The sequence below is a fragment of the Mycoplasmopsis columboralis genome (assembly GCF_900660675.1).
Taxonomy (GTDB): Bacteria; Bacillota_I; Bacilli_A; order Mycoplasmatales; family Metamycoplasmataceae; genus Mycoplasmopsis; species Mycoplasmopsis columboralis.
In genome coordinates this window covers 85,269-99,009 of record NZ_LR215039.1, presented here as the reverse complement: position 1 = coordinate 99,009, position 13,741 = coordinate 85,269, and the positions used below count along the sequence as shown (strand labels likewise).

Genomic DNA, 13,741 nt, shown 5'->3' with positions numbered 1-13,741 from the left:
TTACCTCTCTATGTTTTTGTAATATTCAAAAGTTGGTAATTCAGAATAATAGGGAATCAATTTGATTTCTTGTTCATTTATAAGGGGAATAAATTTATCAATTACCACCCTAGTTTTACTGATGTAATCAATTAAATTCAATCGTTTTTTATTAACAATAATCATGACATTGTTAATAAATTGAAATAAGAATCAATAAGAAATTAATGCAGATATAAAACTTTGTGCAAATTTGGTTTTAAACGAACTCACAAATTCTACTGTTTGATTATTCTCAAAATTAAAATCCGAAATTTGAATTAGAATCATCACAAAAGTAAAAATAATAATTCAAAAACCTCCAGCAAATAAATTTCGGATAATAAATTGTTTTCAAGATAACTTCGTATGATTCTTTTGAATGACTTTTAGTTTAAAAATTCGTTGAAAAATAGTTTGTTGTTCAAAAAAATATGGAATGATGAAAAAGTATAATATCACTCATATAATTGCACTTAAGATAGTGCCATAAAAATAAATGGGATTGTTTTGAAAATCTTCTTTGTTTTTAGGTAAGAAAAAATAAACCACACCAACAAGAACTCCTAACGAGGTTAAAAAATCAAGCAAGTTAGAAATAAATCTTCTTCAAAAGCCTGAATTTTCATACATTTTATTCTAACTCACTTAAAATTTTAGTTCTTATTTTTTTCAACTTAGATATAGGGGTTCTTAAAAAATCTGATTCTTGGGAAGATTTAATCATATACAAATTCGATTTTTCAAAGGCATCAAATTCAGTTGAAGATTCTAATTTTTCCAAGGCCTTTTCGTGTTTTTCAACAAGCAATTCGCTTCGTTTTTCCTCAATTTCTTCTTTTGATTTAAAATTACGATACATAAATGTGGTTGAATTTAACAAACCGTACATCACTACTTTTAAATAGTAATACTTAGCATATTTAATTTCTTCAAGCAATTTTAAATTTTGCAATTTAATATAGTTTTCAACTTCAGCGAAGCTTTGTAAACCATTTTTAGTATTTAACCAAATGTCAGCACCATAATATTCACGAATGATCCGCTTATCAACATATCGATATGTTTTAGCACTTAACAATAACATGTAATTTACTTCCACACATAATTTTGAGTCATTATTACTAATTGGTTTATATTTAACAAACTTTTTAATAAGAGATTTTTTAAAGATTTTATTAAAAATAAAAGGGTAAGTATATGCGACAACTTCTTTGTGCTTGCTTATTTCTAAATTCTCATTTAGATTAATTCTTGCAAGCGGTTTTCATCTAATTGAACCTACTAAACGAGGTTTTAGTTCCAAAATATCTACATTGTGTTCAATTGCAACATCAATTATTCGTTTAATGTAGTGGCGTTTGATTGTTGAATCAGAATTTAGCACACATACATAATCTCCTGATGCAATTCTAAATGCACTGACTAAGTTATGTTGATAAGAATTCATTTTACTATTAAAAATAGCAATAACTCTACTACCGAAAAACTTTTTGTATTTTGAAATTACATCCAAGATTTTTTTAGCTTCAGAATTTTTGTCAATGCATAAAATAACCTCAAAATCTTGAGTTTCTTGTTCTGCTAAATCCTGTAAAAATCAATCTACATCCCGTTCTGAATCTCCAACTAAAGAAATTAAAGAAAGCCTCATATATCTCCTCTTTTATTATTACATAATAAATTTTACCACATTAACTCTTTTAGATGGTTTAAAGACAACAAAAACAGCCTATTTGGCTGCTTCTTGATCGTTTTCAGTTTGGGTTGTTTTTCTCTTATATTTAAAGTTATTTTGTCCAGGAATACTTCTAGTATATCTGCAGGCAGGGAAATTTTTGCAAGCAACAAATTTCTGACCTTTTTTATTTCTTCTTTCTACTAAAATTCCTTGATCTTCAGGACACGGATCATCTAATTCTACAAGCTCAATTTTTGCCGTTTCCATAGTTTGCTTTGCATGTTCAAATTCTTCAGTAAACTTGTCTCAAAATTCTTGCATAACTAAATCTTTTTCGAGCTTATTTTCTGCAATTTCATCTAATTGTTCTTCAACAAAAGCAGTATAAGATTCATTGATAATTTTAGGGAAAGAAGTAATTAATTTATCAAGCATAATTAAACCAAATTCAGTTGGTTTGAGAGTGTTATCAATTGTTTGAACATATTCACGATCTTTAATAATTTTAACTGTTGTCGCAAAAGTTGAAGGTCTACCAACTTTAATAGTATCTAAAGCTTCAATTAATGATCCTTCATTATAACGGGGGGTTGGTTTAGTTTGATGATCTTCAAAAATAAACTCTTTTACTTGTAAAACTTCATTTAGTTTATATTCTGGATCATTTAAATCTTCAGGCACACCCGTTACAACATAATAACCCATAAATTTTACTTTTGAATAATTATTCTTAAATTTATAGTCACCATTTTCATATAAATATGAAGTATTGATTCTTATTGGCTGTTTAATTAAACTTTGTAATGTTGTTTCGTAAATTAATTTATATACACGATATTCTTGCTCGGTCATTTGTGGGTAAACAACTTTTGCATTTTCAGGAGTTAGAGTTACATCAGTTGGTCTAATTGCTTCGTGGGCATCTTGATCACCACTAAAACCTTTAATTTCTTCAGCGATAAATTCTTTACCTCATTTTGAAGCAATATAACTTTGAGCTGCATCAACAAAACTTTGACTTAAACGAGTTGAGTCGGTTCTTGGGTAACTAATTAACCCTCCTTCACCATAACCTTCATATAATTTTTGAGCTATAAATTGTGTAGATTGAGCAGAATAGGGACTTCTACGATATAACACAGCTTGTTTAAAAGGTTGAACTTGAGACACTTTTCTTTCGCTTTGAGAAATATCTATAACTTTAATTTCTTTTGGAGCTTGTGCAAAATATTCTTGCATTACCGAAAGTTCTTCTTTAAAAATTCAATCTCTTTTATCAGAAGGATTGTTAGCATTAATGTAATTAGCATCACTATCACCATTGGTTAAAATAGCTTTTAATTTACTATAGTATTCAGGAATAAAACTTTCAATTTCACGTTCGCGATCCACCACTAATTTTAAAGCTATTGATTGGACTCTACCAGCACTAGGGTTTGTTGGAGAGTTATAGATTTTGTTTTTCATCAATGAACTTAATCTAAATCCGATAATACGGTCAAGCATACGACGGGCTTTTTGAGCTTCAATTAATGGTAAATTAAGTTTTTCAGGATTATTAATAGCTTTTAAAATAGCATCTTTGGTAATTTCGTTGTATTTAATTCTGTAGTAATTATCACTTAATTTGAAATACTTAACTAAGTGATCTCCAATAGCTTCACCTTCACGATCAGGGTCAGTTGCAATATAAACATTTGAAGCGGTTTTTAAAGCTTCTTTGATTTTTTTGGCAACTTCTTTTTTACTTGAATCTAATGAATATTCTGGTTCTCAAGTTTCTAGGTTAATTCCTAATGAATATTGACCAGAAGTCTTCATTTTCATAATGTGACCAACACTAGCGACAACATCATAGTTATCACCTAAATATTTCTTAATTGTAGCGACTTTATTTGGCGACTCCACAATAACTAAATTATTTTTGTCCATGTCTAAAATATTACATTAATTTAAAAACAAAAAGACAAATAAAACAAATTTAAGAAAAATTATTGTAACTTTGGAATTTATTTTTAAGCTCTTATTTATATATAAATAAATAGTTTGATTTGAGTTTAAAAATGATAGAATAAATAAGAGTATTTATATACTCCTTGGCTATATAGCCCAGAAGACCAAAAGGAGAAGACATGTCAAAATATGAAATTATGATTATTGTTGATCCTAAAGCAGAATTATCAGTTGCTCAAAACCTTTTAAAAGAAGTTTTTGGCAAAGGAGTTTCTAAAGCTGAGAAACTTGAAAAAACTGAACTTGCTTACGAAATCGACAAATCAAAACAAGCACAATACTTACTTGCTGAAGTTGAATCAAAACCAGAATTAGTTGCTGAGTTTACACGTAAAGCTAACATTATCAAAGAAGTTTGAAGATTCTTAGTATTAAACCTTGATACTGAAAGAGGATACAACAAAGAATTCAAAAATGTTGGTAAAAGAAAAGTAGAACCTCGTGTTAAAAAAGAAAAAGCAGAAGTTACAAATGAAGAGCCTAAAAAACGTGCACCTAGAGTTGCTAAAAAAGAAAAAGCTCAAGAGTAATTTCATTTAAGGATTGATTATGTATAACAAAGTTATTTTAATAGGACGAATATCAGTTATTAACGAACTTAGACAAGGTCAAAGCGGTAATAATTTTGTCACTTTTAGTTTGGCAGTAAATAGAAACACCAGACAGGATTCAAACACAAACAACGCTTATTTTATCCCTTGTGTAGCCTTTAGAGGAACAGCTGATTTTATTAATAAATTTTTAACTAAAGGTGCTTTAGTTATGGTGGAAGGTTCAATTAACATTAATGATTATCAAGATCGAAATGGTAATCGAAACACTCGATTTGATGTGAATGTTAATAGCATTTCCCCACTTGAATCTAGAGCTCGTAGAGAAGAAATTGCTCAAAGAAATGCAAATAATAACTATCAAGTTAGAAATGAAATTCCAGTTCAAACCCCTGAAGAATATCGTCAATTTAACCAAAATAACTCTTATGCATCTGATGAAATCCCAACAAACCCAAATGTTCCATCATCAATTTTTGATGATGATGACTGAGAATAGGAGAAATTATGGCTTTTAACAAAAAAAATAAAAAAGGCTTTGCTTCAAGAAGAAGATTCTGTGAATTCTGTTCAGAAAAAATGGCTTACATCGACTACAAAAATGTAGATCTTTTAAGCAAATACGTAACAGCTACTGGACAAATCAAACCTAAAGCTAACACAGGTGCGTGTGCAAAACACCAAAGAAAATTAGCTACAGCAATTAAAAGAGCAAGATTTATGGCTTTAATGCCTTACACAGTTGTTAGAGTGCGTGTGCAAAAATCTGCATAATAACACAAATAAAATTCATCAGCGTAATAATTACGCTGATTTTTTTTATTAATTTACAAAATAAAAATCACCCTCATGTTAAGGGTGAAATTATTAATTAGAATTAGATTTTCTAATTTTAAATCAGAATTTTTCAACTACCGCTGCATACAATGCTTGTCTTGCGGATTCTTTTACCAATTCTCTAGCATTATTGCTTGGATTTGGAAAATCTGTAGATGGTGTAGGCTTGAGTGATGCGGTTTTCGGGTCTGAAGAATTGCTTCTTCAAACTGTTTGCTGTCCACCGTTAATTGGTCAAATAGGATATGAACCATATGAACTTGATGAACCGGAAGGTAATTGATATGTACCACCTTGAGTAGACACAATATATATTCTGTTATTTAGACTTGACACAAGTGAATAATATCTTGATAATTCTATTGGTGTTATAGGAGAAGAGTTGCCTCTTACTTTTGTTTCCAATGAACTTAAGAACGCTTTATCATCTTCTCTAAACTGACTATTTGTTTTTAATCTACTTAAACTGGTTACAATATTAGTTTTATTAATTAAGAAGAATACATTTTCTACTCATGAGTTATAAATGTACACTTTTCTTGATATAGGATCATAATCAATATTGAAACTATATAAGTTTAAATTAATTCCACTTGGATTTTGTTCGTTTGTAGTGGTTCATCATTCTGTTAATCCATTATAAGCATTATATTGTGCTGAGTGGATTCTGAAATCATAAACTTCAGGAACATAATCGACAAATTTATCTACTCCATAAGTAGGAAGTCCTGTAATATAACCACCAGAAAGTTGAACAAATGAAAATCCTTTTGTTGAATCATCAGCGATTATTCTTAAGTACTCATCTCTTTTTAGTGAAGAAAGAGAAACATTATAAGTAACAGCAAGAGAATCTTGATTTTGGAAATCAAAACCATACATTGCAAATGAATTTTTATTATCGTTATTTAAGAATGCGCTAAGTCTTTTAGCTCCTGCATTTGATTCGTCGGTGTTATAACTAATGTTTTGGTATTTGGCTTCCGTTGAAGTTCTTACAGTGTCACCAAATGTTGCGTTAGGCATTGTTATTGCATTACTTCCGCCTAAAGTGGCATTTGTTTCATCCAAAGCAAAGATTGCTTCTTTCATTTTGTTGTAAGTTCTAGTTACCACTTCGTTAATAATTCTATTCTTTTCTTCTTGTGGAGTAGAGTCTGTGACAACAGGGATATTTCATCCGGCTTCATCAACATCAAGTGCTTCATATTTAGTGTTATAACCAACTTGACCATTTTCATTAATAAAGATGCTAGTTGTACCATTTTCAATTCTTAAAGTATCGATTGTTTTAAAAGTTAATACAACTTCTCTTTCAACACTTAATTCACCGATGTTAGTATTTCCTGAAATATATGAATATACAACTTTAGCTTTAAGTGATTTTCTATCAACATCATCTCTTCCAGAATTAATTAATTGGAATCATCCATTTTCATCGTATTTTTTAATAAATACTTTTACTGTAATAGGAGAGAAAATAGATTCTAAATCACCGGTATCTTTAATGTCTTTTTTAGTAAATGCAAATTGATCAAACATATCAAGGAAATTATCGTTATTACCAATTTCAACTAAATCAGAATTAGATGCTGTGGCTTGATTTGAAAATTCTTCAAAATTACTTAAGAATTTTTTTCTTGTATATTCTGTTTTTGGAATAACTATTTTGTATTTCTTATCAAAAGTACCGTTAGTACCATCGACTCCATCTACAATTGGAGGTAAAGGGTTACTTTTGCTTACAGTAGCATCAATTTGCTCTAATAAAAGTTGTTTATTTTCAGTTTGATTAATTCAATCTTTATAAGATGTTAATAAATTAATTAAATCAGAAAGCACTTGTGGTTTATCACTGTTTTGATTTAATACTTCAAAATCAAAAGTTGTATTGTCATCCACCGTTAATGTATTTGCTTTTTGAACAATAGTTGCTTTGAAGGCTTCAAATTTAGTTTTTAGAGCTTGAGTGTATTGTGATTCGGTTGAATATCTTAAATCGCCGAAAATATCTAAGAAAACTTCTTCAAGCGGATTTTTATCTAATGCATCATTAACAACAGTTTGCACTTGTGTTTGGAATCTTAAATAACTTTGGTTTAAATCATATAAACGAGCAGCGTAATTTGCTAAAGAAGTAGCGTCTTTTCTTTCAATTACAACACTGTAATTTTCTTGAACTTGTTCAATTTCACTTCTTAATGAATCATAAGAACTTTCAAGAGATTCAATCTCGTTATAAGTAAAGACATTAACTGTTTTGCCATCTAAATTATTTTTTAAAGCATCGAATTTTTCTAGTAAGTTAACATAAAATCCAGGTTTATCAGTTTCTGACTCAGCTTCAGGTTTAGGGTTGAATTTTTGAATAAATTCGCTTTTAATTGCGCTTACAAGAGCATTGATTTTACTTTGTCATGATGATTTAATAATTAAATTAAGTGGATTTAATTTGCTGTAGTAATTTTCTTCGGTGGTGAAATCAGCAGATAACGCAGTAGAAATTTGGTCTTTAATTGTTTTAAGTTCATCATATTTACTTGTGTTATCACCAGTAATATTAGCTCCACCACGAGCGCTAGTTTGAGTTTCAGAGAAATCATCCACATAATCAGTTAATGCTAAATCAACATTTTCCGCTTTAGTTCTTGAAATGTTATATAACTCAAAAATTTGACCTTTGTAAACTGAAATTGCTTCACTTAAGAACACATTTATTTCTGAATAAGATAAATTATCTTTGTCAGCATACGCACTTTGTAATCTATCAATAGCATTGGTTTGGAAATTATTAACATATGTGACAGTTCCATTAGTTCCATATACATCAGCTGTTTGATAAATGTGATCTTTAAGAGTATTGTCTTTTGCTAATTGTCTATTTAGTTGTTCTTTTTTAGCTGAGATAGTTGCGTCGATTTTTTCTCTTAATGAAGTAATTTTAGCCATTTTAGCACGTGCAACAATTGTTGTGTTAACATTATCAGCTATTGCTTGAGTTACTTCTTGTTGCAATTGAGTCATTGCTTGATTTACAAGTGTGTCATCGATATTTTCATCTTTAAGAGCAATAATGTTTGTTCCTTCTTGAATAATTCTTCTTAATTCGACAGTTTTATCTAAGAATAAATCAAGTAAATGATCGTATTCAGAAGTATTTAATTGTTCATTAGTTAGTTCATGGTAATCAATAAAGTATTTATTAAAGATATTTTCTACACTTATTGTACCAGAGTTAAAATCACTTCAGAATTGATCAAATTTTTGCTGAACAACTGCTCTTTCTGCTGGAAGCATTACTCTATCATTATCGAATTTAGTTTTTACTTTTTGGTAGTTAAATAACAAGCTTAATCTAAAGTATTGTTCGGTAAGTTGTGTAGTTAAGTTTTCAACTGACTCTTCACCATTTAACATCATTTTTTCAACATCATCAAAATAAGTTTCTGCTTTTGTTACCATTTCTAATGATTTAGCTTTTGCTGTTGTAACACTTTCTTCATCGCTACTAATTCTATTTGTAAGAATTTCTAAATTATATGCACGAGTTGCAAGTTCTTTAAGAGCTTCGAATTTAGTTTCAATTACAACTGTTTTTGAACGTAAAACATTTAATTCTCCACTTTCATCAGGAGAATCTGTTTTTACGCTTGCATTGTTATTTTGTTCGATTAATTGATCAAGTAAGGCGTTTAAAGCACGTTTTAATGAGTTATGCACCACTGGAGTGTATTCTTTAGCTTTAAGATTTTGTAATTTCTCATCAGTGATTCTTCTATATTCGTTTCGATCTTGCACTTTGTTTTTGATAATACTCATTTCAGCAAGCATTTTTTCTGCAATTTGGTGATAATTCTCTTTAGTAATTGCATTTAAATTAAATAAATCAGATACGTTATATAAGTTGTCAGGTCTTTTACCTAAAATCGAATCAGAATCAGTTGCTCTTGTAGGAACACTATTTCACATTAATTTAATTAGTATTTTTAAATCAGCTGCATCAACAGCAGAATTTCGCTGAGCAATTTGATTTGCCAATTTTGAAATTTCACTATCAAGATCAACAACATTTTTTAAATCATTAGCTTTAGCTATAAGTGAAGTTACTGCATCGGCTGCATCTTGAGTGTATGTGTTATTTGAAGCAGCGGTTTCAAAAGAGTTTAAGTAGTTTTGTAATTGTAATAATTTAGTTGAACCATCAACTCCATTTAAACTTCTAAAATCAAATGTATCCGAAGTTATTATTTGTCTAATTTCTTTTAATTTAGTAACTAAAGTATCAGTATTTGCCAATTTTAAGTTAGTGTATTTTAACTGATTTAATAAATTGTTATATCTAGTTGAATCTAAATATAAATAGTAATTATTACGAGCTGTTGAAACGAAATTATTTAAATCTTGTTGGTATTTTTTAACAACTGCTGAATCAGTGTTTATTAATGACCCAATAGTTGAATTTGCTTTAAATACTTCTTTAGCTAAATCTGCAATTTCACTTGAATGCTCTTTAATTTTGGCAACACGTTTTTGTAAGTTAATTAAAGTGTTTTTAGTTGTAGCTTCTTGAGTTTGGTTTTTAATTGATGTTACTAATGTTTGCAAGTTAGTTCAAGCTTGTTCATCATAATTACTTCCGAATTTATTTTCAAAAATTCTTAAAAGACCATATTCACCTTTTGTTAAATCATCATTTTCAAGTGATTGAACAATATCATGACGTAGTTGTTCAATTTCAACTTCACGATTGTAAACTTCTTGAAGATCATCGGTTTTTATTTGTAAATCTGAATATTCATTTTCAGCCACTGGCTCAGAAGCTGCAATAGCAGCTTTTAAAGCATTAATTGACTCAGCTTGAAGAGTTTTTTTAGTTTCATCTCCTTCAAGAGTAGCAATATAATCTGCACTACGTTTTTGCAAGTCAAATAAAGTGAAAAACTTGTCAACATTATTTGACATTTCTTTAACTTTAGTTAAAGTTAAATCATCATTTTGAAGCAAGAGCTTGTACTCAGAATCAAATGATTTTTGTCAAGTTTTGATTTGATTGTGTAGTTCTGAAACTCCAAAAGAATCTGAAGAGGCAAAAGTTTCAAGATCTTTTAACTTATTAAGAACAATGTCTTTGTAAAAGGCAACTTCTAATTTTGTTTGATAAGCTAAAATTTCTTCAATTCCAGCAACGGGTTTGTTAGCGTCAGTTTTATCTGCTGCATAAGCGGTTTTTGTGCGTGCATAGTAATTGTCAAAATTGTAATTTGGATTTAACTCTTTTAATTTAGCTACTTCTTGATCTAAAGTTGATTCTTTAGCATCAGTGTCAACGATAGCTTGATTGTATTCGTTTAATAATCTTTCTTTTTCACGAGTAAAAGCCTCAATATCGGCAATTAATTCAATTCTCCGTGCATTAATTTGATCAACTGTTAATTCATCATCGTATAAAACCGAATTTCTTTTTTCTTGAATTAAAGTAATTTGTTCATTAAGATCTTGATAAATTTTTCAGTTTTTGTTTTCGCTTAAAATCCCTGCAAGTGAATTGTAGGTATCAAGGAATTTTTTCTTAGCATCAACAACTCTTTTAGCTTCTTTAAGCGCTTCTACTTTAGCATCAATACGATCATCCTCATCAGAAACTAAAATATTATGTTCTTGTAATTTGTTAGTAATGTATCCAGCAATAGTTGCATGCACTTCATCATTGTATACATTGAATAACTCTAATAAATCATGAGATGCTTGAGCTAAATTAGCTAGTTTTTCAAGCTTATCTCCAGCGGCTTTAGCAACATCAAAATCTGCTTCATTTTTCCGAAGTGATGCAAAGCTGTTAACTCTTGATAATGTACCACGATAGTTATCTAATGTAGTTGCTTCTCCTTCTACACTAGTTGCTTGAATTTGTTGGTTTAATTTTTCAATTCTATCTTGTTCGTAAGCTAAGAGAATTTCTTCTCCTCGATTGTAAAGTTGGGTTTTTTCGCTTTCAAAAGCAGCTGTATTTGGAATAGTTTCAGGTGAATTTAAATCTGCAATTAATTTATCTGCATATTCAATTTCTTCGTTTGCATTTACAATTGCATTTTCGGTTTTATTACCTTTATATTTGGCACTATTTTTTTCTCCAATAATGTCACGGAGTTTTTGTTTTTGAACTTCTAAATCAAATACTGGACCAACAAGATCATTTAACTTATCTACTCGATTAACTAAATCATTAGTTTGATTTAAATTATCGGTATTTTTAGTTTCATTAAGAAGTTGTTCATATTCTTTTAATAAAGCTTGAGCTCCTGGAGATGTTTTATCATTTGGATAGTATTGATCAATTTTGGATTTAAGATTTTTGATTTTTTCATTTAAAAGATTTTCAATTTCAGAATGTTCTAAATCTTTAATTGCTTGATTTAAACGATCAATAGCATCTTGAATTTGTTCATTAGTTGCATCAGGGTTAGCATAAAGAGCATCTAATTCACTACGAATAGAATCAATTTTATCTGTGTATGGTTTTAAAATTGTAGAATGAGGTCCGTTTTTAACTCTATCGTTTGTTTCTTGAGCTTGTTTTTCTAGATTTGATAATTCTCTAAATTTATTTCCTGTGTCAGTTAATTTTTTTAATTTATCTGTTAAAAAGGCAATTTCATCAGCAACTGCAGGATCACCGTTTCCGTTGTTAATTAAATCTCTTAACTCGTCTAAACGATTTTTGTAATTGTTATATAAATCGATTCTAGCTTGTTCTTTTTTGGTTGGAACATAACTTGGATCATCACCACCAAAAAGCACACCTAAATAATTATCAGTAAAGTTTGATAATTCTTCTGCTTGGGATTGTTTTTTAGCATTAATTAAGTTTTGCAATCTAAAATTATATTTTTTAATTTGAGCAATTAAATCAGCTGTAGGAACAGGGTCAAAATCACGAACCATTGGTAAAGATTCTTGATTTAATGCTTGAGCTTCATTGACAATTTTAGTATTTTCAGGATCATTTACTTGAGTAAGCTCTTTAATGAAATCGTCCATTTGACTAATTAATTGTTTTAAATTATCCTTAAAAATTAGTCTAAGCGATTCATTTAATTCTTTTTTAATTGGTAGTAAATATGCAGTTGAAACATCATTTGAATATGTCTTGGCAATTTGAGTGCTTAATTTAGATAATTTGTTTTTGATTTCATCAGTGGTGAATTTCAAATTAGCAACTTCATCACTTTGAGCTTGAAGTAATTGTAATTCTTTATTAATTACTTCTAAAGTTTCAAGTTCATTTATTTGAGAATTATAGAATTTGTAAACTTGAGAAGCTAATTCAGTTGGTGAAAGCTTTTTGTTAACTAAAGTATCTAAATTCGATTTGATAACAACTACTTTATTGTTTGAAATCAAATTATTATTGTAATACTCGTTTGCTTTTAATTTAAGTTCTTCAATTAAAGTATTAGCATATTTAACTGAGTAATAATTGCTAAATAATTTAGCTTTAGCTAAAATAAGTTGATTATGATCTGAAATAGTCAATACTTGATCAACTTGAGTATTTAAATTATTTTTGTATGAAACTAAAGAGTCATCAAATTCATTAATATATTCGTGTAATTGGCTCACAACTTGTTTAATTTCTGAAACACTTTTTTGCGAATCAGAAATTTGTTGATAAAAGGTAACAACTGCATTACGAATTTGGTTTAAATCAGCTTTGGTTAAAGCTTGAGATAAATTGTTTTTAGTAGTATTTACAAATTCTTGAACTCTTTGTTTTTGTTCATTTGTAAATGCGGCGTTATTAATATGAGGAACAATTAAATTAAGATATTCGTTAATTTCATTTATCTCACTTTGAGATGAAGTCAAAATTTCATCCAATTTATTTTGTTCTTTAATTGTGGTTTGTGAAGCAATTTCCACTTCATTAAGTCTAAAGTTAGCGTTAATAATTCTTGAGTATAAAGGAGAAAGCGATTCTACTAGATCGTTTTTAAGACCATCAAAAGGTATTTGATCTGCTTTTTGAGACGCTTGTTGCATCAATTCAATGAATGGATTGATTAATTCATTTTGATTTACAACAAGTTTTGAAACTTCGTTTGCAATTGAATTTAAGTAATTAACTTTTTCTTCAGAACTTAAAGTGTGTAATTCAGCAAAAAATTTCACTGAATGATCTTCTTTAAGCTGAGTAAGTTGTTCTTTTAAATCAAGTTCACGAATTCTGTTTTCTTGGTTTGTTAAAATTTTATTTCAAAATATCGCTGGATCATTTTTTTGGAAGTTTTGGTTATCAATTGTTTGAATGTAAAAGTTTAAAGCGATTTGTTGTGCTTTATCTAATGATATTAATTTTTCTTGAAGAGTTTTGTCTGGAGAATTTCAATCAGCACGAGCTTGTTTGTATGAGTCAACAACTTTTTGTTTGTCATCTTTTGATACTTCAATATAAGGAGAATATAATCTAAATAATGTTTCTCCTTCAACTAAGTTATCATAAACTGTTGAAACATTCACAGCTTCTTTGCTGTGGATTGCAAACAAGGTAGCTCCAAGTCCTGCCACTAAAGGTGCAGTAACTGCAGCGGTAATAATCAGCGATTTTTTTAATGCTTTTTTGTTTTTTATTTTAATCATCTTT

At 29.0% G+C, this 13,741-nt stretch carries 7 protein-coding genes; 3 read left to right on the top strand and 4 right to left on the bottom strand.

The genetic code is table 4. The annotated features are described in order from the left end of the window. The 3 genes from EXC45_RS00340 to topA all read right to left on the bottom strand — a co-directional run bounded on the left by EXC45_RS00340 (position 1) and on the right by topA (position 3,631). Positions 1-651, bottom strand: a complete 651-nt coding sequence (locus EXC45_RS00340; protein ID WP_036434133.1) for an RDD family protein — start codon at positions 649-651, stop codon at positions 1-3. Between the two features lies 1 nt (position 652). Next, positions 653-1,672, bottom strand: coding sequence for a glycosyltransferase family 2 protein (locus tag EXC45_RS00335; protein ID WP_036434131.1), 1,020 nt, complete (start codon positions 1,670-1,672; stop codon positions 653-655). A 78-nt stretch (positions 1,673-1,750) separates the two neighbouring features. Beyond that, complete coding sequence (gene topA, locus EXC45_RS00330) at positions 1,751-3,631, bottom strand: type I DNA topoisomerase (protein ID WP_036434129.1); 1,881 nt, start codon at positions 3,629-3,631, stop codon at positions 1,751-1,753. Between the two features lie 200 nt (positions 3,632-3,831). Here topA and rpsF point away from each other — a divergent pair, with 200 nt between their 5' ends. Genes rpsF through rpsR form a run of 3 tightly spaced genes read left to right on the top strand, consistent with a single transcriptional unit; the run spans position 3,832 to position 5,037 of the window. Further along, on the top strand, positions 3,832-4,242 hold the full coding sequence (gene rpsF / locus EXC45_RS00325) for a 30S ribosomal protein S6 (RefSeq protein WP_036434127.1): 411 nt from the start codon (positions 3,832-3,834) through the stop codon (positions 4,240-4,242). A gap of 19 nt (positions 4,243-4,261) precedes the next feature. Continuing rightward, positions 4,262-4,762 carry a single-stranded DNA-binding protein gene (locus EXC45_RS00320; RefSeq protein ID WP_051616946.1) on the top strand — a complete coding sequence of 167 codons (501 nt, stop codon included), beginning with the start codon at positions 4,262-4,264 and terminating at the stop codon, positions 4,760-4,762. Between the two features lie 8 nt (positions 4,763-4,770). Continuing rightward, positions 4,771-5,037, top strand: a complete 267-nt coding sequence (gene rpsR / locus EXC45_RS00315; RefSeq protein WP_036434124.1) for a 30S ribosomal protein S18 — start codon at positions 4,771-4,773, stop codon at positions 5,035-5,037. A 93-nt stretch (positions 5,038-5,130) separates the two neighbouring features. On the opposite strand, the gene EXC45_RS00310 is transcribed toward rpsR, so the two are convergent. After that, a complete protein-coding gene (locus EXC45_RS00310) occupies positions 5,131-13,737 on the bottom strand; it encodes a hypothetical protein (RefSeq protein ID WP_036434122.1) in 8,607 nt (2,868 codons plus the stop codon). Between the last annotated feature and the right edge of the window lie 4 nt (positions 13,738-13,741).